Raw genomic sequence first — 24,248 nt, 5'->3', positions numbered from 1 at the left:
AAGAATCAGCTACTATGAAACTGGCCCTGTGGGAAGAGCAGTCCAACTATAGCGTCGTCACTCATCCGCACAGGCCTTTTACACATGCTCGGAGATGGATCATGAACGCGAGAATGCTCGTTTTCTTTCTTGGAATAGTGACTGCAGCCGCCATACAGCCTGCGTCCGCTCAACCCCAGGCGCAGTCGCCGATGACGACGACCGCGCATTGCGACTCTGTGAGCTTCGCCACTGGCACTCCGGAGAATCGTGCCGTCTGTCGCCGCGTGTACTCGCATCAAATGCGCAAAAACGGGGATCGGGTGCCGCAGTGGGCCGTCGACTATGAGTGGTGAGCAGCGGACGTTCGCGAAGCCAGGTCGGACGCACACCTGCCCGTGGGCAGTGCGGCGTCCGTCAATGGAATCGATCCGACAGGATCGGGACCTGGCTGCTTGATCTGAGGGTTGTAGAGGCTGTCGCAAACCGCTGTTCCTTCCGCAATCGCGACAGCAGCCTTCATGGCTTCTGGTTCAAACCCTTCCGTTGGAACATCGTTGCGGGTACAACCTCGCGTTATCACTGCGGCGAGAAGTGGATTGCCGTGATCGAATGCGCGGGGAAAGTCCACTGGAAACTCGAGCTGCCGACATTGGCCGTCTGATCGACCAACTGTACCGTGTTCGGGGCGGACGGCGAGTTTTCATCGGTGATCGACGGGGACGCAAGTGTCTCCACCAGAGCCGTCGAGCTGTGCGAGAGGTTATTCGGCTGAACCGTCGCTGTCACTGGATTCTCCGGATCCTGGTTGATGACGATCAGATAACCGTTGCCAGCTGCGTCGCGCGATGCGATAGGCACGATCGAACTGAGGACGTGGCCGCTCGTGAGCGTGCGCGTGGGATTGCTCGTCACCTGGCTCGCCATGAGGGTGGGTCCGCTATAGTGCTTGAAGAGCTTCATCGTCAGTGCGGCAGGGGTGGCGATGGTCTGCGGGCCGGGGCCGCCGAACAAGACGTTATCTGGGTAGCTTACGCCCGTGTTGACCGGTGCCGCACTGAACGTGTAGTCGGTGAGGGCATGGCGTTCGGCGCCCGGGACGCTGTTGGTCATCCACGCCGTCAGTGCCAGCCCCTGGAATACGGCCTCACCCATCGAGCGCAGAAAGTGGGGGGCGTAGCTCGGGCTCGCGCCGTTCATGCCGTACTCGCTGATCAGGATGTCAATGTTGGACGCATTGCTTCCGGCCGTATTGTTGATGTTCGTCCTCATCTGCTTGACGTTATAGGCGAGCTGCGACATCCCGAGCATGCTCTCGCCGAAGTAGTCGTCAATGTTGGTGGGCGTGGTCGGACTGTTGGCGTACTCGTGCATGACTGCACAGTCGTACGGGTTGGTCGGGCCGAGCAGGTTCGGTACGCCGGTCGATGCGCATACCTTGACCGACGGATTGACTGCCTTGATCGCGGCGTAATACGCATTGAAGCCGTCGTGTACGCCGGACTGGTACGTCATCGTGATCTTGTCTGTGCTGGGGGGAATTGCGCCATGCACGCCGTCGCCGAAGTTGATCGTGCCCGATACAGGATCGAAGGCATAGACGTGATCGCTTGGTCCTGCCATGGACAGACTTGCAATGGGGGTCCATGCCGTTCCAGCTACGAAGATGGTCTGCGAGTTCGGCACGACTGGCGGGTACATCGTGTAAAAAATCTGATTTTGCGCACCGGTACTAAGGGCGGCGGAGGACTGCCAGCTATCGAGCCCGACAACCTGTTGATTGGAAAAGCTCGTTGCGCCCCCGTACGAGTACAGACACGGCACCTTGTTTGACGAACACGACGCATTGATGGTGACGGGCGTGCCACCCATCCAGTAGTACTCGCCTCCAACGTCCATCTCGTTACCTATTTCGACGTACGCGATGTTGTACGGCGCCGTGTGTCCGTTCGTGGCACGCAGCGCAGCCCAGTCGACGCCGTCCACAACGCCGGAGCCCTGCGGTGCAGTCATGTACGCGACAAAGTGCGCGGCATCCACGGCCGTTGAGGTCGCGAAGTTGACCATGAGATTGCCGACCGTGCCGGTCTGGTCAAGCAGGTTGCCGAACTCGTCCGGACCGAAGGTACTTTGAAGTGGAATCGGGTAGGCCTGATTGCCGTTCACCTGGTTCTTGCGCTGCGGCTGCGGGCCGATGGCATTGCTCCAGCGGTACGTATTGGCCATGGTGCCGCCGGGGAAGCGCAGCATGGTGATACCTGTGTCCTGGATCTGCGAAACGAGCATCGGATAAGTGATGCCAGTGTTCGGGTCGGCGCTGCCGCTGGCGTTGACGCCATAGCGGTGATTTGCTCCAAAGAGATTCGGGTAAACGGTACCTGGCGATGGTGCATTGGCGTTAAAACTGATGACAGGCTGAGCTTGCGCGAATGCGCCCGTTGCCGTCGCGAGGTATCCGCAAAGTGCCAACTTTCGAATCTTCATCAGGCATCACCTTTCTGGTTGACTTTACTTTCTGTTCGGAACTGCATGACCTGTGTGCGGCGGGAAAAATAGATAAGGATTACTTAAGTGCGGCGTGAGAACGAGACCACCCAGGCAAAGCGCTGCTGCGGCTCGAACGGGAAAATATCCGGCGCATGCAGGTCAATCCCACCCACCACGCGCGAAACGGACGATCTCCCGCGAACATGCCCAGCGCCGCTCCTCTCCTTTAGGTCAGTACGTATATGATCAAATAAGACCATTAGATAGCGTATCAACTGTATAAAAAAGGCTGTATATGATCAATCTAGGGCAAATACCGAGAGTTGATGGCATCCAACGGGATGCGCCCCATAGCGTGCTGTGGACCGAACGGACCCCGAACAGCTTCCCCAAGACCTCCAATTCAACTCAGGACGGTACCGCCGGGCGCTCACCTTTCAGCGATACTCAAGTAACCAATTCGAACCCTCGAAAGAGTTTCTGCACGCCAGTCTCGTCCGTCAAGCGCTCTGAGCTGGCGGCTTATATCCTGTCCCAACTGAAGCACAAGACGGGCACGCCTTTGCAATTTCGCCACAAACCGTGGAGTGCGTAATGACGGCGCTCGAGGGCTGCTCGATCGCGGATACTGACGCCGCGTTGCATCGGCTCATCGACGAGGCTGCGGCGCAGCGTATCGAATCGGGGGACCCGCCATTACAGCTGCGGATGTATGCATAGCGCTTTCGACACTGGATACTTCCATCGATTGAAGCGTCTGAGGCAGATGTACGATGAGACGGTTAGCTTTGACGGGCCGCGCTTAGCCCCATGTGAGGCGCCACTGACCAACTCACTTTCGCATGACCAGCTTTAGCCCCGCGGATCCGAAGAAAACTTACTGTCGTCAGAACACCCGACCGATTATATTTTTCCTCGATTGACTGTTTTACTTCCGATCGTGGCCGTGGTGTGGTCCCTTGCGCGTTGGAATATGGTGGCGATGACCACCCCGAAAGCTGCCCAATTTGCGCGGGAGACCGTTCCGTGCGAGTGAGGTGTCGCGATTGCGATGGCACGGGAAAGGTCGAGGATTGAAAGAGGAGATTCAGATGCATAGCTACAATGTGGCATATCGACTTAACGGTTCGAAGAACGTCTCGAACATAATAATCAGTGGAGATAGCGAGCACGAGGCTCGCGAAAAGGCAAAAGCTCGCTATCCGATGCATACGGTTCATATTGAATTCGTCGTCAAGCGGTAACGAGACAGTTGGTCATCGTCGTGTCGAACCCGGAAATCGCAGACCTGTCGGTCTGCATTTCGCGCACGGGTGGCATAACAGTTCGGGGATCGGGTGCTCGCACCCTGCGCGGTGCGACTTCTCATGGGTTTGGCTGGTATGCGGCGACAAGCCGTAGCGCGAACGTTCGGCACGCACACCGTTCCTTAACTTGCGCGACGACGTTCGCCAGCGGCTCGGCGAGTGGACCAATGAATAGGTACTTGTTCCAAAGTTGCCGTTCGAATGTCCGCCCGTGCGCGAAAGCGAACGACCGGAGATGGGCCGTGTGCTGCCCGACACGCCGCGCTTCCTTGATCGATTCGATGTATGTCGAGACGTTGGCTGATCCCTACGTCACTCGCACAGTGAGCTCATGCTGACCACCCCGAGCAGCACTGCCTCCAATCGGACGATGGTCAGTTGCGAGTCGAAAGAACTCGTCCGTCGCTATCAATCGCAGAAACTAGCCACCGCCACCAACGAATGGCCGGTCTAACGCGATGAACGGTCGTGGCGAGGTCGATGGACGAACGTCGGCTCAGGCCGATTAACCTGCCGACCAACTCGGCGGAGCGAGCGTCCGTTGCACCCATAAAGCCGTCATCGCGGCATCAGGAGTCCGAACGGCAGTTGCGGGTCGATCACAGGCGTCGCCGCTCGGCCCAGAAGTAGCATCGTCGCGATGACTCACGAAGCCGCGAAGGTGTCTGAGGAGAACAGAGCCCCAACGCATTTTTGAGACACGCGTCCAAGCCCTCATCGGGACCAGTAGAAATCCACGGGGATAAGCTCGACGACCCATCCACCTTCTTCGCCCAGCGTGGCCGCCGGGTGCATGGAGGCGATGCGCAACGCCTCGTCATGGGTATCCGCCTCGATGATGAACAGTCCGCCCACGACTTCCTTAGACTCGGTGTAGGGCCCATCGATGACGTGCGTCTTGCCACTGCGCGGGCGGAGCGTCCTCCAGTTGTCCAGATCGCCAAGCGATGCGGAAATCAGTACCTTGTCGGTAGCCCGCATCTTGTCGTCCAATGCGGGGCATTGGCTCACCAATTTCTTGACGTCGTCTGGCGCCATCGCGGCGAATTTATCGGGGGTGAAGTAGGCCAAGCCGAGATATTTCATGGGAGATCCTTTGGGTGTGAATAACCTGACGACGAAGCTGATGATCGAAAATCGACAATCTTCTGAAAAGTTTGTAGCGGGTCTCGCCAGACTGTCCGCTTTTGGGGTCGCGCGGTGCCGACCGCCGGGCTCGTGCTGCACATGCGGATCGCGTGAGGCAGAGGTGATTGCATGAGGCAGCACGCGGCCGAGGCTGTGTCAAAACGCGCGCATAAGTCGAGAGCCGCCAAAGCCCGCTTGCGAGAACGGCCTACAACGGCTTCGGCTCATGTCGGCAATGGTAAAGCGACCCCTCAAAACCTTGTGATTTACTGTTTTGACACAGCCTCGGCCACTTCCAGCCGTTCGCTTGGGTGCCGAGATTGGCGCTACGCGTCAGGTTTAATCGGAATCCAGACCCTCACTTTAGGCCATCTGAACGCCTCAACCGGCGCTCGAAATTTCTCGCCGCACAGAAATCCCTTGGGCGGCAATTCTGGATCTAGTCTTCCTTGCAGTCAGTGGTTTGTGTTCAGGGACGACAACACCTCATTTGTGGTCGTGGTTTCACCGAGACGCGGGAAGATTTTCTCGACGCTGTGCTGATGCGAAACGGGGTCCAGGTCCGTCATGGCGTCCGTCACAAGAGCAACGTGGTATCCGTGTTCATGCGCATAACGGGCAGTCGATTCGACGCCGATGCTGGTTGCGATCCCGCACACGAATACCTGCGTGACGTTCAGATTCTTGAGATGCTCGTCAAGGCCCGTGCCGTGGAATGCGCCCCACCGCCTCTTCGTAACTTTGTGATCGCGCGGGTGTTCCTTGAGTTCCGGGACGAGATCGGCCCAATCGGCGGGAGGATCGAAATGATGAGACAGGTCGGTTCGCCCAGGCGCGCCCCCTGCGACATTCACAAGCACGACCGGGAAACCGCGATCACGAAAGGAGTCAGCAAGTTGAGCTGCCTTGCTGGTAATTTCATTGGTCGGATGCGCGAGTGGGAGGCTGACGATTCCCTTCTGCAGATCGATCACGATAAGCGCCGGTTGCTTGTCCAATTGGGAAAGCGGCATGGAGAACTCCCTAGGTTAAGGTCAAACGATGAGACGGATCATTCCAACGATCCCTTCGGAAGGGTCCGGTCGAAAAATGTAAAAATCAGCAGGAAGGCGGAGACGCAGCCCATCACGATAGCCAATGCATGAATGCCGCTGTCACTCGGCTTGTGCCCGAAGACGATCCCGAGCAGGCTGGCAGCAAAAATGGCGCCGACATACGCAAAGGTTCGCTGTAATCCGGCTGCCGTTCCAATCTCCGAAGCAGGTGCCTGAACATAGATCGCTGCCTGCGTAGCTGTCGATGTCATGCCCATGGGTATGCCGAAGAACATCGCAGCAGCCGCCACGAACCAGACGGGGCTATCGCCGTGAATGCAGATTAGGCAGACACATCCGACAAGACCACCGACTGCACTGGTAACGAACGGCGACTTGAGACCCTTGGTTCGCGCGGCTAGCAGCGAACACATGCCCGCGAGTATCGACATCGGCAATGTCATCAGGCCAGCCGCGCTCGCAGAATAATGAGCACTGCTTTCCAGCCATTGAGCGAAACCATACAGAACGCAGTAGGAAATCATGAGAAACAGCATGATTCGCAGATACGTGATGGTCAGCGGAAGATTCTTTGCCAGCATGCGCACATTGACAAAGGGCTGGCTGCGTTTCAGGGAATGAACGACGAAGCCGATCCAGCATGCAGCGGATGCTGGTAGCGTCCACCACAATAGATGGTCAAGATTCATCAGGAAGGTCATCAGCAATATCAACGCTACACCGAATAGCGCGACACCCGGCAGATCGACCTCCTGAACCAGACGCGAGAAGCCTGCCGTGCGAGGATCGTCTTTGGGCACCCAGAGCGTCGCCAGGCAGGCCGTCAGGAAAGCCAGCGGAACATTGATTGTGAAGATCGCATGCCAACCGAACGAGCCTGTCAGGAGACCACCCAGCAGCGGTCCGAAGGCGGTGGTTGCTATGCCTGCGGAAGACAACACCCCCATCGCCACACGAGGTGGCGCCATCCCGTGGCGATCGCCCTGGGATCGGAAGATGCGCATGGCCGACGGATAGGCACCCGAAGTTCCCACGCCAAGCAAAACGCGAGAGAGCACCAATACCGCTAGTGAAGGAGCGAGCGCACCGACGATTCCTGCAATGGCGACCAGTGCGAGGGAGATCAAGTAAACGCGGCGCGGACCGAACAAGTCCGCTAGCCGTCCCATCGTCGGCTGCGCAATCGCGCTCGTCAGATAAAGTCCGGCGATCAACCATCCCGTCTGTGCCTCGCTCGCACTGAACGCCACCGCGATGGGTGCAAGCGCAGTGGAGATCATCGTTGAGTTAATCGGATTGAGCGTCGATCCGAGCGCAAGCGGCGTCACGAAACGAAAGCCAAAATGCGATGATCGTTGTGTTTCGGGCAAGGGTGCGTCCATAGCCTACAGATCCCCGAGGTGCCGAATGATGTCCACCGCTTCGACGAGCGTTTTTTGCTCGGCAGGAGAAAGCTGCGAGATCGCGGCCAACAGCCAGTCGCGTTTGGCCAGACTCACTTTCTTTCGCGTATCCATCCCTTCGTCAGTCAAGGCATACAGAATCTGGCGGCCGTCTGTCGGATGCGGCTGACGGTCGACTAATCCTTCTGCTTCCATCGCTGCAAGCGTTACGCCCATTGTTTGCGGCTTCACTGCTTCGGCACGCGCGAGGTCTGCTGTCGTCATCGGGCCGACTTCCTCCAGCCGGGCCATGATTGCGACCTGGGACCACGTAAGTTCGCGTGTATTGGATACCGCTCGCAGCCGGCGAGTCAGTTGGCCCGTGACGGACAACAGTTCCGTAACGGCACCTTCGAGAGCTTTGTGGTTCGCGTCCATGAGGCATTAGCCTACATATTAGAAGAATAACTTGCAAGTTATTCTTCTATATTTTGCCTGTGTGCGCCTGATGCTTTGGATGTGTTCCTTGCTTACTATGGGAAGATTTCCGCGATTGAGTGGCCGCATTCGAGCAAGCCGGAAGACCGCTATGTCGGGTCGACTTGCGCCGACCGCATCCGGCAGTAGCCGGCCGACAGGAGCCGTTCGTCATCACAAACTTCGAGACCGCTCTCAGGGGTTTAACGGGCGTTCGTGCACGTGCGGCGAACTACAACCCATTCCGCCCGAGAAAATCGCGCATCCACGCAGCGATTGCATCTGCGTCGGGCGCAAGATCGAGCGCGAAATGCCCGGCATCCATCACGTGTATTTCCGCGTGCGGCAAATCCCGCCCATAGGCGGCTGCTTCTGCGACCAGTTGCGACGGATCGTAACGGCCCCAGATCACGAGTGTCTTGGGCTGCGTCTTTCTAAGCCATGCTTGCCATTGCGGATAAGACGCGACATTTGTCCGATAGTCGTAGAACAGATCGCTCTGGATTGCCGTCTCGCCGGAGCGATTCAACATCGCGTATTCGTCGGTCCAAAGGTCCGGATCGTAAACATCGGGGTCGGGACTCGCGCCGACATGCCGTTGTTTGGCGGCCGCAAGCGACATCAAATTCTGTTCAACGGCAGCTTCGTATTTGCTTCGATCATTCCAGAACGCCTTGCGCGTGTCCCATAGCGGGCCCAAGCCGTCTTCGTGCGAGGTTGCATTTTGGATGATGAGTGCCTTGACACGTTCGGGATGGGCCATTGCGAGCCGCATACCGACGGGACCGCCGTAGTCCTGCACGTACAGCACGTACGACGTCGCATGGACACGTTGCGCAAAGTGATCGACGATGGTCGCGAGGTGATCGAACGTATAGGCGAACTTGTCGGATGGCGGCGCGTCGCTATGACCAAACCCTGGATAATCGGGCGCAATCAGGCGATACCGGTCGGCGAGCCTTTGAAACAGTGGCTCATACATTCTCGACGTCGACGGAAATCCATGCAGGAGCAGGATCGTCGTCGCAGCAGGCGGCCCAGCTTCGCGATAGAAGATCTGGAGACCGTCGACTTCAACGCTTTTGTAACGCGTCAATTCGCGCACCGTGTTCTCCTGAGCGGTGACCTCAGCGACAGCCGAGACGGCGTGGCAAAGGACCATGCACACTGCCACCGCGTAGATCAAACTCTTGGAAGACATTTTTCGCTTGCTGCCTGACCGGTGTTATTCATCAAGACACTATCTCGACTCTCCCGACTTCGATAGCGGCCGCACGCGTACGAACATTATCCACCACAACTTTCGTCCACCGAGAATGACCGCGTCCTTCGGTCTGAAAGCGGGCGTCGGCACTTTGTAGCATGAGTCCGCTTGGGGCGGAGTTATGCCTTTTGCATGAGAGCCGCACCCGAGGCGATCGCCGCGCCTGGTTGTAGGGCGCTGATCGGCCAGGAGCGGCCGTTCACATGCGTCGTCGCACGGACGTTCAGGCGTCGGCTCCGCCCCGTAACCGGCCATCCAATCGTAAAGGACGAACGCTCGGTCATCGGCCTTTGCCGAGGTTCGTAGATCCGCCTTGCTATGGCCGCACACTGCTTCAGACCAGCGGTTCGTCGACGGCAGCGGCAAACGTTGTCGACTTCGACGAATGAGTCCTTTCGGACGCTGGAAGAACTAACCGCTCGAGCGTCGAAGGCCTCCCACCAGCCTACCAGCCCACCAGCCCACCAGCCCACCAGTTTATCGTCGGTCGTCACCTGGACGAGCGGGGCGTCAGCGGCCGGCATGTTCTTGTCGGCCCTGCCGAGGCGTCGGATTTGCCGCTGGCCTTTAGCGGGATACGCAGCGGGAACGTTTCGATCACCGTGGCGATCATCTCAGTTACCGCTCTGCGCCAAGTTGCGTGGGTCGTCGGCTGAATCGTGATAATCGAGGCCGAGCGGCCCTATCGCCATAACCTGCGTGACGTACTCACCGGATCTGGCCCAGTGGAAGTGCCAGGTCTCCCCGGGCAGAACGATGACACTACCCGGTGGATACGCCTCGACCTTGCTCCCGTTGAATTGCTCGCCGAGCCCGATATAGAACACGCCCGACATCACCGTGTAGATGCGGTCCTCCGGGTGCTTGTGGGGCATCAGCTTGACAGCCGCGGGCACTTTCACGCGAATCACATAGGGGCCGGCCGCCGAAGGTTCTCCGACGAGGACAGCGAGACGGACCGAAGGTGGAAAGGCCGGAAACGTCTTCCACTCAATGTCCTCGGGCAGAATAGCTTTGAAGGTGGATTCGCCCGGTTGATGCATACGAACCATTGAAATACTCCGGTGACTTGCCAGATAAACAATGCTGCCCTTACTTAATGCGGCAAGCGGTTAGCAACTTTAGCGACGCCGGCCGCCGCGCAGACCTCGTCCTTGTCGCCGCCGGGCGCGCCACCAATGCCGAGCGCGCCAACCATTTCGCCGTTCACCTTGAACGCTACCGCGCCTGGCAAAGCCATCACGTTATGCACCGTCGCAAGCCCCGGCGCGAACGGATTCGTCTTCGTCAACTCGAAGAATCCGCTTGACCTGTCGAAGCCGAATTCCGGTCCCAGCGTCACAACCGTAAAGGCCTTGCGGAAGCTGGATTCACCGGTATGCACGGTGCTTCGGTCACCACGCAGCACCACTTGAGGCACACCGTCCATATCCACTACTGTCGCCGTCACCCAATAGTGCTTGGCCTCACACACACGGATCGCTTCCTTTGCGGCGTCGACGGCAACCTCGAGGGGCAACGTGTAGTGATAACCGGAAGCTTGCGGATCCTGCGCATGTGCAGACAACGTCATCACGGAGGCCGTGCAAAGCGACATGGCGAAACTCGGCGATCTCATGATTGCTCCGAACACGTGCCGGCGGCCAAGGTCCCTACTGCGTGTTCGCTTAGCATCCGAATGTTGCTCATGGCTAGCTCCTCAGAGGCGTTGGCTATCAGTTCTCTGTTCATCGCTTCGAGTACGTGAAACGACAATATGCGAAAACACCACGTGAATACACAGCCCGTGAAGACACAATCCCTTTGCATTGATGCCAGCAAGACAACAACGTAGGCGGCATTGCACCAGTGCGTTGCCAATGCCCCACTCATACCATGGAATGGTCAGGCGATACCTGTACGGATTCCTGGGAGACATGGAATTGTTCCCCGGTAACGGCAACGAGGCCCGAAGCTACATTCAATTTCAGAACCCTCAACTTCGAAGTTAGATTAGCGAGTCATTGCAAAACGACCGGTTGTTACCCGATAACCAAGCTACCAGACAATTCCAAGCAGAAGGCCCAGCACGTCAAAACTGTAAAAAACGGCATGCTAACCAAAGTTGATGATGATCGAAGCCGTCAACGGCGTCTAAAGAATCGGCCCGAGCTGGGCCCGGCAAGCAGGATTGAATTTCCTTCGTATGTGTTCAGCGGACGCTCGATTCCGGCACCGACACGCGCGAGTTCAGCCCTCGATTTCCCGAAGAAATGCGAGAAGATCAGCATTCACTCGCTGGCTATCCGTTATTCCGATAGCGTGGCCGCTCCCTTCGTACTCAATGTAGCGCGCGCCCGCAATCATGTGCCTCACGATGTGCGCCGTGATTTCGGGCGGTACGTTGACGTCAGAGCCGCCATGCATGATCAAAGTCGGTATCGTGATGCTACTGAGATCGCTGCGAAAGTCGGTGTCCGACCATGCGCGAGCGCACTCGATGATGGCGCGCAGCGACGCCTGACTGGAAAGGAAGGAATACCAGTCGAGCACGCCGCGCGAAACTACAGGTTCAGCAGAAGTGCCGTAGAAGAAGCCTTCCCGGAAATCAGCAAGGAATCCATGACGGTCGGTTTCAAGCGCCTTTAGCAGACCATCAAAAACTGACGGGTCGATTCCGTCCGGATTGTCGTTGGACTTCTTCAATGAGGGCGTGACTGCAGACATCAGAACCGCCTGCGCCACACGTACGGCTCCGTGCCGTGACAGATAGCGCGCGACTTCGCCTCCGCCCATGGAAAATCCGACCAGCGTGGCATCGTGAAGATCAAGATGCTGCATGAGCCCATCCAGATCGTCGGCTAGCGTGTCATAGTCATATCCCGTCCACGGTTGCTCTGATCGACCGAATCCACGACGGTCATACGCAACCACTCTGAAGCCGTTTGCCGCGAGATAAATGGATTGCGGCTCCCAGAAATCCGAATTTAGCGGCCAGCCATGAATGAGAACGACGGGGCGGCCGGTTCCCCAATCGTTATAAAAGAGTGAAACGTTATCTACGGTTTTGAAGAACGGCATACCCTCTCCTTTGGCTATTTGCGAGCAACCGCAAAAGGGTCGTCTTCATCGGACACGCCTTTCAAGTCCCGGAACAGTTCGAATGCGGAACGCTCAACCCAGTTGCGCACAAGCCGCCCTTCTGCATCGACGTGCCATATCGCATTCCCCGTGAACTCGATCCGACGCTGGTCCGCCGGAAAACCCATTAAGCCGTTGTTCAAGCCGCGAATACAAAATCTCGCTGAGACGAGCCTACCATCGGCGGACTGAAACGTATTGACAACCTCGAACTCCAAATGTGCGATTTGTGCGGAGAAGTCACGAATCCATTGCTTGAATGCGTCGCGACCGACAATGTCCCTGCCGCCCGTCGTCAGGACGAAGTCATGCGCCACAAAATTGTCGACCGCGTCGACGTTGTCAGGCGTCTGCCAAACCGCCTTCCAAAAATTCTCGACCAGCCTAACTGAGTCCTGATTCATCATCCTTGCTCCTTGTAAACGTGTAGACACCACTTGATTCCCTGGCAGTGCGCCGATCGTGCAGCCAGGGCTATCGAGGGTGTCGCGCTCGAATACCGTCCGCGAGCGCGGCGCGAGATGGCTGGCGCGCGCGTCAAACACGAACTGTCCGATGCGCTGTGCAGTGGTGGGTGAACTCATGTTGCGGAGGTCCCGGCGCAAATTGTGTGTCAGCTGGAACGGAGCCGGTGACTCGATAGCAACGCGTTCGATACGCAAATCAACGACGAAGATTCGCGCCGTTTGCTCGCAATATCAAGCGAAGAGAATGCATAGGGTTATCTGTCTTGCAGATAGCCTCCGTCCCGTATGACTGAGCGGCCGCGCGCCCGCGCCTCGTCAACACACTTTTTACCTGGTTACAGCAATGAGTTTCAGTAGCTGAAAAAGCGATTGCTTCGGGCGGTGCAAGTTGGTTTGCGTGCTGGCTTGCGACTCGTAATGGCGCGGGAGGGGGCCCGAATTCTGGAGGGGTCAGCGAGTGGATCCCTCGCACCTGTTCCCGTGCGCATCAAATCAGCCACCGAGGAGTCTTGATGCCGTCCGGACGATTTCCTCGACGAACACCTTGATTGTTGGGTGGTTGCGCTCACCGCGGCGATAGGCGACGTAGATTTTGCGCCGAACCTCTGGCGTTAGCTTGACCCACGCCACGCCACGCCTGCTGGCGAGCGCAGCACCCTGAGTCCGGGGACGATTGATACCGAGCAGCCGGATGCCACCATCGCTTCGATCATGTCGGGCCCACGGCATTGGGCGTTGATCCGAGGCTCGTATCCGGCGCGATGGCATAGATCGGTGACGAAGGCGCCGAAGGTACTCCACGTCGATTCGACAGCCCCGGTTTCATGCCTGAGGTCGGCGACGCTCAGCGACGGCCTTTTGCTCAGTGGATGGTCAGTCGCGACTGCTACGTACAGCACATCCTCTGCCAGGGGCACAACCTCGACTTTTTCGCGATTATCTCCCGCCGCGATTGAAAGGTCGTCAATCAAGGCGATGTCGGTTCGCCACGACCGCAGTGCCGCGACTCCGTCGATTGGCTCTAGTTCTTCAAGTGCGATTTCCAGGTGCGGAAACGCCCGCCGCAGTTCCTTGACGGTATCAGGGAGTACAAACGAAGCGATTGACTCAAACGCGGCAACGCGCTACTCGCCTGCTATCTCGTGCCGTAGCTCAGCCAGCTCCGAGCGTGCCTCGTCCAGCACCGCCATCACCCGTTCGGCGTGCCGCACCAGCGCGTTGCCCGCGGCCGTGAGCCTAACCCTGCGGCCGATACGCTCCGTGAGCTTGACGCCGGCCTCATCTTCCAGTTGTGCGATCTGCTGTGAAATCGCCGAGGGCGTCAGGAACAGCGCCTCGGCGGCCGCCGCCATTGTGCCGCCCCGCGCCAGTTCCAGCAGCGCCCGCAGTCGCCCGACGTCCAAAGTGCGCACCTCAAACCATGATTGAACAGAATAGCTAATGTATTAGGTAAAAAACAATAAATATACGTGAACATACTTCCTGCCTACGATTGGTTGCAAAGACCACCAGAGAACAGTCGGGAAATTGCCTTTCGCGTCCCGCCAACTGCGTCGCTTGTGATCAATTTCATGGAGATTTTTATGTTCGGATTCCTTCTCACACGGATTCACTGCTGGTTCGAACGCGCCGAACAACGCCGCAATGATGAGTATCTCGCGGGCGCGCGAGACCTCGCAGAGCTCGAACGCCGTATGCGCTCGACGGAACGATGCCGCTAGCGGAGGGCAGACGGCGGACTTGTGCCGCCCATGGATTTCCTTGCGCAGTCTGTTTTGGCTGACGCTGGCGTGGCTCACGCCCCTTGTCGGTTGGGCTTGGATAGGTGAGGCCGTGGGGAAATGCGGTATTGCGAGCAATGAACTGCTCAGTTAGTCGAAGCAAGCGCGCCGGCGGTGAAATAAAAAACGCGCTAAAGTCTTCGCGGCCACGACGCTGACGCTCCAGGAGATCGTCCGAGGAGTTCATCGTCTCCGGAAGCATTTGGCGCGCGGATACGGTTGGCGTCGTTCATCTTTGTTATGCATGAGTAACTTTGGATAATCTGAAATGCCGTTCGTTACGATAGAAGGTCAGTCGCTGCATTACCAGGTGCGAGGCACCGGATTTCCCGTGCTGCTGGGGCATAGCTACTTGTGGGACTCGTCGATGTGGGCGCCGCAAATAGATGAGCTGTCCCGTCATTACCAGATTATCGCGCCGGACCTCTGGGGACACGGACAGTCGGGAAGGTTACCCGCGAACACGTGTACCCTTGGCGATCTCGCTACTCATGCGAATATGCTTCTCGATGCCCTCGGCATCGAGAAGTGCGCGGTGGTGGGTTTATCTGTAGGCGGCATGTGGGGCGCCGAACTTGCATTGCGCGAGCCCGAGCGTGTTCGCGCTCTCGTCATGATGGACACTGATCTGGGCGCTGAACCTGATGTGACGCGCGGGCGGTATTTCCAGATGCTTGACACAATCGAGACGCTGGGCAAGATGCCGCCTCCAATGCTCGACGCCATCGTGCCATTGTTTTTCAAGCCCGATGGGGAGCTAGACAGCGAGGTTCCAGCATCGTTTCGAAACGCGCTGGCATCCATGTCTGCTTCACAGTTGCAGCAGTCGATTGTCCCGCTGGGGCGGATCATCTTTGGGCGGCCGGATTCGGTTGCGCGATTGGCGGCCATGAACGGTACGAATACGCTCCTGATGTGCGGCGAGCTCGATTCCGCTCGTACGCCCGCGGAAATGATCAGAATGGCAGACGTAATCGGCTGTGAACACATTCTTGTGCCCGGAGCAGGCCACATATCGAACCTCGAAAATTCGTCCTTCGTAACAGGCACTCTACGCAGATGGCTCGGCGAGCATGTGTTGACGAGTGCTTGATGAACGGGGCCGCCTCGGGGCGGCTCAATCGTCTCAGGCCGCAGCCAGGCCACCGTCGATCAAATAGATAGCGAACGAAAAGGTGATAACGGACAGCACTGTGCTCACAAGAATCGAGGTGGCGGCCTCACTGCGATATGCGCCGGCCTCGTTAGCGAACATCGCGGTTATCGTCGCCGACGGGAGCGCGCAAAGCAGGATCATCTGTTGCACATACACCCCTTTGACCGAGACCAGCAGCGCGGCGGCGACCATCAGCGCGGGATGAAGCAGCAGCTTAAGGCCCATGTTCGTCCAGACTTCGCCGGAAAGCCTCAGCTTCACGGAGGACATGATCAGACCGAGACACAGCAGCGAAACGCCAGCCGTGGCCTTGCCAAGCAGAACTAGTGAGTCGTTTAGCACCGGGGGAAGCTTGACCGCGAGCAGCGAGCACAGGATGCCAATCGCCGGCGCCCACATCAGCGGCCGACGCACCGCAGCCGAAATGCTCGAGACGAACGCCTTCGCGCCTCCACCTTCACCGCTCGCTATTGCAAGCAGCATCGTCGTGAGAGGGATCATCACAAGGCTGGCGATCAGATTGAGCACCAGCACCGCATACAGGCTCGATGGCCCGAACATTGCCTCCAGGATCGGAATGCCCATGAATGCCGCGTCAGGATAGCCGCACACGAAACCCTTCAGCGTGGCGGATTTCAGTTCGCGATAGCGGTACCAGCCGGTCGCAAAGGCAAGCGCGTACATACCCATCATCGCAATGAACGTCGCGGCGACAAACCGCAGATTGAGCAGTTGCGATCGCGGCGTGCTAGCCATGCCCGCCAATAAAAGGGCCGGAAAAATCCAGTTCAGTACAAGCCTGCTAATCAACAGACTGTCGGAATAGGTGAGCTTGCCACGTTTGCCCGCGATGAAGCCGAGCATAATGACAAAGGCAACAGGCACGAGAGGCCGTACGATATGGTCCGGCATTTTCGTTTGTACTCCATGGCAATGGCCTGAGTGGTCCCCGCATGTGCCGACCGATACACCTCTACAGAATGCGAGGAGCGCGGCAACGCCCCCAAGGCACGCGCAGCTCCGGCAGATTCATCCCAGACGAAATTTGCGGATTACATCGGCATCCGGTTCAAGACCAAGTCCAAAACCTCTCGGAACGGCCATCGTTCCGTTCTTTGGAATGATCGCCTCGCCGTAGAGCTGGACCTCGAGGTCGAAGTAGCGCCATTCGACCATCGCAGCGGGACCGCCTAACGCCGCGCTTGCATGCACGTTTGCCAGCAGCCCCGGACCGTCGTAAAACGAGTGCACCATCACCGTGGCGTTATGGGCGTCGGCCAGCGCGAAGACCTTGCGCAGTTCGGTCAGGCCACCCATCTTTGCGGAGCTCGGCTGAATGAAGTCGACGGCCTTCGCCTCGAGAAGATGCTGAAAATCCATCAGAGTCGAAGCATTCTCGCCAGCGGCCACCGGAATGCCGCCCTGCTGCCTGACGTGCGCCAGCCCCGAGTAGTTCTCAGGTGGCCAGACCGGTTCTTCGAGCCACCGCAGCTTGAGCGGTCGCAGCAGCTCTGTCATGTCGAGTGCTTCGCGCACGGACCACGGACAGTTGACGTCCAGCATGATCTCGACGTCATCCCCGGCCTCCTTGCGCGCCGCACGCACACAACCGATATCGATCTCGTGCAGCTTGAGATGCCGAAACCCGCTATCCAGCGCACGTCTGACGTTTTTCCTGACGAGTTCAGGATCGGAGTAACGGATCAGGCTCGCGTAGGCAGGTAACGTAACGGCGTCGCTGCCGCCGAGAAGCTGGTGAACCGGTTGGCCCGCGACTTTGCCGGCGATGTCCCACAGCGCGATGTCGATGGCCGAGAGGCCGTAGATAAAGGCCCCACTGCGGCCGAAAACATGAAATTTTCTCTGCAGATCGAGCATCTGCTTTTCAAGCAACGTGGCATCGCGGCCAATTATTTCAGGTGCAAGGATCGAATCGATCACCACCTTCACCGCCGGGATGGCGGTAAATCCAAATGACTCCCCCCAGCCGACGATGCCTGTGTCGGTGGTGACCTTCACGATCAGCGAGTCGGCCGTTTGCAATCCCGCTTTACCCCATACTGCCGCGTCGGATCTGCCGCCCGCCGTGAACGGGATGCGCAGCGGGATCGATTCTATGCTGGCGATGTTCATGAAGTCTCCTTTCTTTGGCGAGGGTCTGCTGATCCCGCCGGTCAGCCAGTGAAAGTCCGTGAGGCCACGACTTTCCAAACAGAATCCTTCCCGTGACGGCTACCCCGGTGTCGTCGTATGAATCGCCTTCAGGACCTCGCTGGTGAACCTGGGGTCGTCCAGTTTGATATCTCCAGACAATCGCACGGTGATCTCCTGCATCAGCCAACCGTTGCCGTCGGGATCGCTGAACGAAGCGTACGAGGCATAGCTTTGACGTTGCGGATTCAGGCCGCTAACCACGCGTTTTCCGTCAGCATGATGGAATACGCCGCCCGTGTCGTGGAATGGCTCGCTGACCTCGATGCCACGACGCAGCAGTTCCTGGCGGGCAACTTCGAGGTCGGAGACGACGAGATGAAGCCCCTCCATTGAGCCGGGCGCGGCCGCGGTCATGTTCTTGCCGAACATGATCGAGCATCCGGAGCCTGGCGGCGTGAACTGGATCACGCGGTAGTCGTCCCCTCCCTTGAAGTCCATATCGAGCCGCCAACCCAACTCGGTATAGAAGCGCTTGGCGCGATCGACGTCCGTGGCAGGAATGATGACGATCTCGAGCTTCATGTCGAACGTGACGACGCCCGAGGTCTCGACTGCGCCTTCGCTCTGCATCGGAATGGTGCTCATGTCTGACTCCTTGGAAGTGTTGACTAACGGCTTCCCTTTCCACCGCTTTGGGTTGCTGAAAAAAAGATAGGTGAAAACGCAAGCTGAAAACACCCTACGGGGAGACACAATCTTTCAAATTTATTCCAGCAGCAGAACGACAGCGTAGTAGGGAAGCGAGAACCGCGCCAGCAACGGCTTCTTCTGAGAAGCCTAAGGCGAATGGCGAAGCCTACTCATACCATCGCATGATCCGGCGATACCATGGACCGATGGTGCATGCCCGGGGCAACGGCGTTAAATACAAACGCATTACAAGTGCGGCGATCTGGCGTCCTTCCGAAAGCGTCATTGAAAGCATCCTCGCTATCGTGATCCGACGACCCGGTGCTCCCGTGCTCCAACCCGCGCGGACCTGTTTCCAGGCAAGCTGAGGATAACGAACATCCGATCCGGGCAACGACTTCCACTTCGGGCAATCCCCCCGGCGAACCGCGTTAATGGATTTGCCCCTATGAACGGAGAATGGCAATGAAGATCCTGTTGGTTTTGACTTCGCACAATGTGCTTGGAGATACCGGCAAGCCGACTGGCTTCTGGCTTGAAGAGTTCACCGCGCCCTACTATGCGTTCACGGATGCCGGTGCAGAGGTCACCGTGACCTCACCCAAGGGTGGCCACCCACCAATCGATCCCAGAAGCGACGATCCGGACAATCAGACCGACACGATGCTGCGCTTCAAGAAAGATCCTGCAACTCAGAAGGTGTTGGCCAATAGCGTCAAGCTCGCCGACGTCAAAGCGGCGGACTACGACACGATCTTCTATGCCGGTGGTCACGGCCCGATGTGGGATCTGACCAATGACAAGAACTCGATCGCCTTGATCGAGGATTTCTACAACGCCGGCAAGCCGGTCGCCGCCGTCTGTCATGGCCCGTGTGTTCTGCTCAAGGCGACCTACGAGGGACAGCCTCTCGTCAAGGGCAAGCGCGTCACCTGCTTTACCAATGATGAAGAAGAAGCCGTGGGCCTGACCAAGGTCATGCCCTTCCTCGTCGAGGATGAGCTCAAGCGTCTGGGCGGCCGCTTCGAAAAGGTGGAAAACTGGGCCGTGCTCACCATTGTCGACGGGCGGCTGATCACCGGCCAGAACCCGGCCTCATCTGGCCCGACTGCCAGGGAACTGCTCAAAGTCATGCAGGCCTAGTTCCAATCCCGGCGCGGGCCATGGAGCCCGCGCGCATCTATCGGCGACAGGAGTCTGCGATGAAAGCGACGACGAGCCCCGTTCAGATTTACGTTACCCCGCGTTCCCCGGCGTATTGGCGTGTCACGATCGACCACCCGCCGCTCAACGTCATGGGCCCGACGATGGTCGCGCAGTTCCACGAGATCATCAATGCCCTCGAAACCGACGAGCAGGTCAAGGTGGTGGTTTTTGACAGCGCGGTAGACGGCTACTTCCTGAATCACGCGGATTTCGACGCCGGGATCGAGGACCTGACCGCCATGCCACCCGGCCCCACAGGCTTGCCGCAGTGGCCAGACTTCCTCGTGCGCCTGACACGCGCGCCCGTCGTCTCCATCGCCCTCATCCGTGGACGGGCGACCGGCAATGGCAGCGAGATCACGCTTGCCTGCGACATGAGTTTCGCCAGTCAGGAAAAAACCATCATCTCGCAATGGGAGGTGGGTGTGGGCATGGTCGCCGGTGGCGGCCCCATGGCGCGCCTGCCCCAACTCATCGGGCGTAACCGGGCTTTGGAGGTGCTCCTGAGTTCGGAAGACATCCGTGCCGACCAGGCAGAGGCCTACGGCTACGTGAATCGCGCACTGCCCGATGCCGAACTCGACGCATTCGTGGACGCGCTGGCAACGCGGATTGCCGGGTTTGACAAGTGGGCCATTGCCAACACCAAGCGTCTCGTCAACACCAGCCTGCCGCCCGACGTCGAACTCGGCGCCGGGTGGGATGCGTGCATGGCGTCGTTAGGGCGGCCCGCCGCGCAGGAGCGCATCAAGGCTCTCCTCGCGCGAGGCTTCCACAAGCCCGGGGATGTCGAAGTGCGGCTCGGATACCACATTGGCCAGCTCGCGGGCTAGTCCGGCGCTACGAGGTCTCTCGCTGCACCGATAGAGCCGACAGTCGACCAGGTGGTGGCGCCACCGCCCTTTTGCTGGAGGAGAATTAGCGATGAGCGACGAATCGATATCAGGCGGTAGTGCGCGCTGCCCTAGACAGGCATAAATAAGATTCCTGCCGCGTCGAACGCCATTTTGAGGCTGATATCGTTGCCGAGCAGGCCGTGCATTTTTCACGATCTGATTCTTATGAGGCGGCTGCAGGAATATCACCTTGTCGGCGCTCACGCGCAGGGCGACCCGCGTCGGCCAGGACTTCGTTGATGCTGTGAATCGCGCGGGAGTGTGCACCGAAAGCTGCGTTGTGATCATGGCAGCTATGAGCGCAAATTGATGGCCGATGCCGTGACGAAGCCGGCGTCCACGGCTCCCGTGCAGTGATCCATGAGCGTAGGGTGTTGCGAGGTAAATCCCAAATGGACAACGAGTCAGTATCGCCGGGCAGCGCGTTCGTCTGCGAACCACTGGACGACGCGCAGCGCGCGCAGGAGGGCGACCTGACCGACGATCCGAGTGTGCGCGACCATCCGCGTTTCCAGCAGATGTATCCGGTCCTGACCCAGGTCGAGGTCGACAGGCTGCGGCGTTTTGGAAGCCGTTGCCACTACGCCGCGGGCGAATTGCTCTATCGCGCCGGAAGCATCAGCCCGGGCGTGTTCGTCCTGCTTTCAGGTAAGGTTCGCATCGTTGGACGCGACGGCCTGGGCCGCGAGCGCGTGGTGCGGACCCATACGGGGTATGGCGAGTTCACCTCCGATGTCGCACAGCTCTCGCGCAAGCCCGCCTTGGTCGACGCGCACATCGTAGAGGATGTCGAAGCGCTGTTGCTGCGGCCCGACGGACTCACCGCGATGATGATGAGCGAAGCCGAACTCGGCGAAAAAATCATGCGTGCGTTGATCCTGAGGCGTGCCTTGATCATCGAGCGCGGGCAGGGCGTCGTTTTCGTCGGACCGCCCGGCAACGCGCGGCTCGTCGCCTTGCAGGATTTCCTTCTCCGCAATGGCTGTCCGCAGACGACGATCGATGCGGACAGCGATGCCGAAGCCATCGCGCTGCTCAAGCGGCTGACGACGCAGCCCGACGACTTCCCGCTCGTGCTGTGCCCCAACGGCACGATGCTGAGAAACCCCGACGAGGGCCAACTGGCGTCATGCCTGGGACTCGTTCCCGAGTTCGATCCAACTCACGTCTACGATGTGGCGATCGTCGGCGCCGGACCGGCGGGACTCGCAACCGCTGTCTATGCCGCATCCGAAGGACTATCGGTGGCGACTTTCGACGGCCGGGCGCCCGGCGGTCAGGCAGGTACGAGTTCGCGCATCGAAAATTACCTGGGGTTTCCCACCGGAATCTCCGGGCATGCGCTGGCGAGCCGCGCGTTTGCCCAGGCGCAAAAGTTCGGCGCGCATGTCGGTATCCCATGTGAAGTCAAGAGACTGTACTGCGACCGGCACCCGCTCGTCCTGGAGCTTGCCGACGCGCGGCACATAACCGCCCGTACCGTCGTGATCGCGAGCGGCGCGGAGTACCGGCGCCTCGATGTCGAAGGGCTCGCGCACTTCGAATCCCGCGGCGTCTATTCCTGGGCCTCGCCGATCGAGGCGAGGCTTTGTCGCAAAGAACCGGTGCTGCTGGTGGGCGGCGGTAACTCCGCGGGACAGGCCGTCGTGTTTCTCGCGTCGCACGCGGAGCACGTTCATATGTTCATTCGCGGCTCGAGCCTCGAAAAGAGCATGTCGCGCTATCTGATTGAGCGTGTTGCCGCGCTGGAGAACGTGACGGTTCATAGGCGCACCGAACTGACAGCGCTTGAAGGAGGCGAACGCCTCGAGCGCGTGCATTTCCGCGGTGCGGGCGGCATCGAGGGGACGATCACGGCACATCATCTGTTCGTGTTCGTTGGCGCCGAACCGAATTCAAGCTGGTTGAAGACATGCGGGGTGTCGTTGGACGACAAAGGGTTCGTCTTGACGGGCACTGACCTTCCCGAAGCGGGCCTTGCGGTGTCACCATTGCGGACGAGCGTTGAGGGCGTGTTCGCAATCGGTGACGTTCGTTCGGGCTCGACCAAGCGTGTCGCGGCCGCAGTAGGTGAAGGCGCGGCCGTGGTGTATCAGATTCATAGTTACCTTGCCGCTTCGCACAGCTAAAGCCGTGCGAATGCACCTTTTTGGGACAGAGCCAGATCGTCGGTCGGAGCTTCGCCGTAGCTGCGCCCACAGCAGGTGTGGCGGTTCGCGGTGATACGCCAAACGTCCTAAGCTGGCAATGGAGGTCGTCATGAAAGCATTGGTATTCCATGGTCCGGGCCAGAAGGCTCTCGAAGACAAGCCGGAACCGACAATCGCGAAGCCGACGGATGCGATTGTGCGCATCACGAAGACGACGATCTGTGGCACAGACCTGCACATTCTGAAAGGCGACGTCCCGAAAGTGCGACCCGGCACGACGCTGGGTCATGAGGGCGTCGGCGTCATCGAAGCCGTCGGCAACGCCGTGTCCAACTTCATGACCGGCGACCTGGTACTGATCTCATGCATCAGTTCTTGCGGAAAATGTGAATTCTGCCGACGGCAGATGTATTCCCATTGCACGACAGGTGGGTGGCTTCTTGGGCATCTCATTGACGGTACGCAGGCCGAGAAGGTCCTCATCCCACATGCCGACTCAAGCCTTTATCACATGCCCGCAGGCGCCGATGAGGAGGCTCTCGTGATGCTCAGCGATATCCTGCCGACGGGCTTTGAATGCGGGATACTCAACGGCAAGCTCAAGCCGGGGCAGAGCGTTGCCATCGTGGGGGCGGGGCCAGTCGGTCTTGCCGCACTGATGACAGCTCAGTTCTACGCGCCCGCCCAGATCATCGTCATCGATCTCGACGACAACAGGCTGGAGGTCGCGAAGCAGTTCGGTGCGACAGACCTCGTCAACAGCGGCGCAGGAGACTCCGTCGAACAGGTCATGGCGCTGACAGTCAACCGCGGTGTGGATGTGTCCATCGAGGCAGTCGGTCTCCCGGCGACATTTGCCATCTGCGAGTCCATTGTCGGCGCGGGCGGAACGATCGCGAACATAGGCGTTCATGGCACGAAGGTGGAGCTGCACCTGGAGCGGCTCTGGTCACACAACATCACGTTGACAACCGGCCTTGTGAACACGTACACCACGCCCATGCTGCTTTCAACTGTGGAGTCGAAACGCCTTGAACCGAAGAAGCTGGTCACGCACCGCTTCACGCTGGACAGGATTATCGATGCCTACGCCACGTTCTCCGATGCGGCGCATTCGCGGGCCTTGAAAGTTGTCATCTCGAACCAGGACGGGTAGATGAAAAGCGGCCCGGACAAGCAGCTCCGGCTACGCCTGCTAGCGGGACTGGAGATCTTGGTCGTGCCATCAAATCAAACCGTTTGATCAGTTCTGCGGGGCTGGGGCGTGCGCGAATATCGACGCTGGAAAGTCGCTTCGAAGCGGCATAACAGGCTTTGCGGGCCGCTCACCTGCACGGCGAATGGGAAAACCCCGAACTCTCGTTTTATGCGGATGATGTCGAGCCATCGTCAGTATTCCGCCTCATTGCTGACGTCGAACCCTGCCCGTGCCAATGGCGGTTACGGCCGATGGGACTAAACCGCTCGCGCGGTAAGGGGCTGCGGCCCAACTCTGGCGGCGAATGGGACGCCGGTGGCGCCGGTGCTTATGTTGGTGGTTGAGGCAATC

General features: G+C 58.8%; 23 protein-coding genes. 7 read left to right on the top strand and 16 right to left on the bottom strand.

Annotated elements, in window-relative coordinates:
- Nucleotides 1-558: 558 nt before the first annotated feature.
- Nucleotides 559-2,463, bottom strand: a complete 1,905-nt coding sequence (locus P3T40_RS36630) for an alpha-L-arabinofuranosidase C-terminal domain-containing protein (RefSeq protein WP_429272579.1) — start codon at nt 2,461-2,463, stop codon at nt 559-561.
- 597 nt (nt 2,464-3,060) lie between these two features.
- On the opposite strand from P3T40_RS36630, the gene P3T40_RS36625 reads away from it, so the two are divergent.
- Together P3T40_RS36625 and P3T40_RS36620 are read left to right on the top strand one after the other, a co-directional pair.
- Entirely contained in the window at nt 3,061-3,186 is a 126-nt protein-coding gene (locus P3T40_RS36625) for a hypothetical protein (protein WP_429272578.1), read from the top strand.
- A gap of 371 nt (nt 3,187-3,557) precedes the next feature.
- Nucleotides 3,558-3,710, top strand: coding sequence for a hypothetical protein (locus P3T40_RS36620; RefSeq protein ID WP_429272577.1), 153 nt, complete (start codon nt 3,558-3,560; stop codon nt 3,708-3,710).
- 777 nt (nt 3,711-4,487) lie between these two features.
- On the opposite strand, the gene P3T40_RS36615 is transcribed toward P3T40_RS36620, so the two are convergent.
- From P3T40_RS36615 to P3T40_RS36560, 12 genes are all read right to left on the bottom strand, one after another.
- The gene (locus P3T40_RS36615) at nt 4,488-4,859 is read right to left on the bottom strand and encodes a YciI family protein (protein WP_429272576.1); all 372 of its coding nucleotides are present in this window, start codon (nt 4,857-4,859) and stop codon (nt 4,488-4,490) included.
- 497 nt (nt 4,860-5,356) lie between these two features.
- Nucleotides 5,357-5,914 (bottom strand): isochorismatase family protein, encoded by a 558-nt coding sequence (locus tag P3T40_RS36610; RefSeq protein WP_429272575.1) that lies wholly within the window; start codon nt 5,912-5,914, stop codon nt 5,357-5,359.
- Nucleotides 5,915-5,952: 38 nt separating this feature from the next.
- Complete coding sequence (locus P3T40_RS36605; protein ID WP_429272574.1) at nt 5,953-7,338, bottom strand: MFS transporter; 1,386 nt, start codon at nt 7,336-7,338, stop codon at nt 5,953-5,955.
- A 3-nt stretch (nt 7,339-7,341) separates the two neighbouring features.
- Nucleotides 7,342-7,776 (bottom strand): MarR family winged helix-turn-helix transcriptional regulator, encoded by a 435-nt coding sequence (locus tag P3T40_RS36600; RefSeq protein ID WP_429272573.1) that lies wholly within the window; start codon nt 7,774-7,776, stop codon nt 7,342-7,344.
- Between the two features lie 271 nt (nt 7,777-8,047).
- On the bottom strand, nt 8,048-8,977 hold the full coding sequence (locus P3T40_RS36595) for an alpha/beta fold hydrolase (RefSeq protein ID WP_429272635.1): 930 nt from the start codon (nt 8,975-8,977) through the stop codon (nt 8,048-8,050).
- Nucleotides 8,978-9,693: 716 nt separating this feature from the next.
- Entirely contained in the window at nt 9,694-10,131 is a 438-nt protein-coding gene (locus P3T40_RS36590) for a cupin domain-containing protein (protein ID WP_429272572.1), read from the bottom strand.
- Between the two features lie 44 nt (nt 10,132-10,175).
- Nucleotides 10,176-10,697, bottom strand: coding sequence for a GlcG/HbpS family heme-binding protein (locus P3T40_RS36585; protein ID WP_429272571.1), 522 nt, complete (start codon nt 10,695-10,697; stop codon nt 10,176-10,178).
- Between the two features lie 611 nt (nt 10,698-11,308).
- Entirely contained in the window at nt 11,309-12,139 is an 831-nt protein-coding gene (locus tag P3T40_RS36580) for an alpha/beta fold hydrolase (protein WP_429272570.1), read from the bottom strand.
- 14 nt (nt 12,140-12,153) lie between these two features.
- Nucleotides 12,154-12,783 carry an ester cyclase gene (locus tag P3T40_RS36575; RefSeq protein ID WP_429272569.1) on the bottom strand — a complete coding sequence of 210 codons (630 nt, stop codon included), beginning with the start codon at nt 12,781-12,783 and terminating at the stop codon, nt 12,154-12,156.
- Nucleotides 12,784-13,277: 494 nt separating this feature from the next.
- Complete coding sequence (locus tag P3T40_RS36570; protein WP_429272634.1) at nt 13,278-13,733, bottom strand: LysR substrate-binding domain-containing protein; 456 nt, start codon at nt 13,731-13,733, stop codon at nt 13,278-13,280.
- Nucleotides 13,734-13,790: 57 nt separating this feature from the next.
- Entirely contained in the window at nt 13,791-14,069 is a 279-nt protein-coding gene (locus P3T40_RS36565; protein ID WP_429272568.1) for a LysR family transcriptional regulator, read from the bottom strand.
- Nucleotides 14,070-14,111: 42 nt separating this feature from the next.
- On the bottom strand, nt 14,112-14,465 hold the full coding sequence (locus tag P3T40_RS36560; protein WP_429272567.1) for a hypothetical protein: 354 nt from the start codon (nt 14,463-14,465) through the stop codon (nt 14,112-14,114).
- A gap of 250 nt (nt 14,466-14,715) precedes the next feature.
- Between P3T40_RS36560 and P3T40_RS36555 the strand changes: the two genes are divergently transcribed.
- Nucleotides 14,716-15,540, top strand: a complete 825-nt coding sequence (locus tag P3T40_RS36555; protein ID WP_429272566.1) for an alpha/beta fold hydrolase — start codon at nt 14,716-14,718, stop codon at nt 15,538-15,540.
- Between the two features lie 33 nt (nt 15,541-15,573).
- Here the strand turns inward: P3T40_RS36555 and P3T40_RS36550 are convergent, their stop codons facing one another.
- The 3 genes from P3T40_RS36550 to P3T40_RS36540 form a co-directional block, all read right to left on the bottom strand.
- Complete coding sequence (locus tag P3T40_RS36550; protein WP_429272565.1) at nt 15,574-16,515, bottom strand: AEC family transporter; 942 nt, start codon at nt 16,513-16,515, stop codon at nt 15,574-15,576.
- 117 nt (nt 16,516-16,632) lie between these two features.
- Nucleotides 16,633-17,736, bottom strand: a complete 1,104-nt coding sequence (locus tag P3T40_RS36545) for a mandelate racemase/muconate lactonizing enzyme family protein (protein WP_429272564.1) — start codon at nt 17,734-17,736, stop codon at nt 16,633-16,635.
- A gap of 99 nt (nt 17,737-17,835) precedes the next feature.
- Nucleotides 17,836-18,402 (bottom strand): VOC family protein, encoded by a 567-nt coding sequence (locus P3T40_RS36540; RefSeq protein ID WP_429272563.1) that lies wholly within the window; start codon nt 18,400-18,402, stop codon nt 17,836-17,838.
- A 510-nt stretch (nt 18,403-18,912) separates the two neighbouring features.
- Here P3T40_RS36540 and P3T40_RS36535 point away from each other — a divergent pair.
- The 4 genes from P3T40_RS36535 (at nt 18,913) to P3T40_RS36520 (ending at nt 23,855) form a co-directional block, all read left to right on the top strand.
- The gene (locus tag P3T40_RS36535) at nt 18,913-19,590 is read left to right on the top strand and encodes a type 1 glutamine amidotransferase domain-containing protein (RefSeq protein ID WP_429272562.1); all 678 of its coding nucleotides are present in this window, start codon (nt 18,913-18,915) and stop codon (nt 19,588-19,590) included.
- Nucleotides 19,591-19,649: 59 nt separating this feature from the next.
- Nucleotides 19,650-20,486 carry an enoyl-CoA hydratase/isomerase family protein gene (locus P3T40_RS36530; protein WP_429272561.1) on the top strand — a complete coding sequence of 279 codons (837 nt, stop codon included), beginning with the start codon at nt 19,650-19,652 and terminating at the stop codon, nt 20,484-20,486.
- A gap of 455 nt (nt 20,487-20,941) precedes the next feature.
- On the top strand, nt 20,942-22,678 hold the full coding sequence (locus P3T40_RS36525; RefSeq protein WP_429272560.1) for an FAD-dependent oxidoreductase: 1,737 nt from the start codon (nt 20,942-20,944) through the stop codon (nt 22,676-22,678).
- Between the two features lie 130 nt (nt 22,679-22,808).
- Nucleotides 22,809-23,855, top strand: a complete 1,047-nt coding sequence (locus tag P3T40_RS36520) for a zinc-dependent alcohol dehydrogenase family protein (RefSeq protein WP_429272633.1) — start codon at nt 22,809-22,811, stop codon at nt 23,853-23,855.
- Nucleotides 23,856-24,248: the final 393 nt, after the last annotated feature.

This window comes from Paraburkholderia sp. EB58 (assembly GCF_050436665.1).
Classification (GTDB): Bacteria; Pseudomonadota; Gammaproteobacteria; order Burkholderiales; family Burkholderiaceae; genus Paraburkholderia.
The sequence above is the reverse complement of the archived record's forward strand: the minus strand, read 5'-3'. Positions and strand labels throughout refer to the sequence as shown.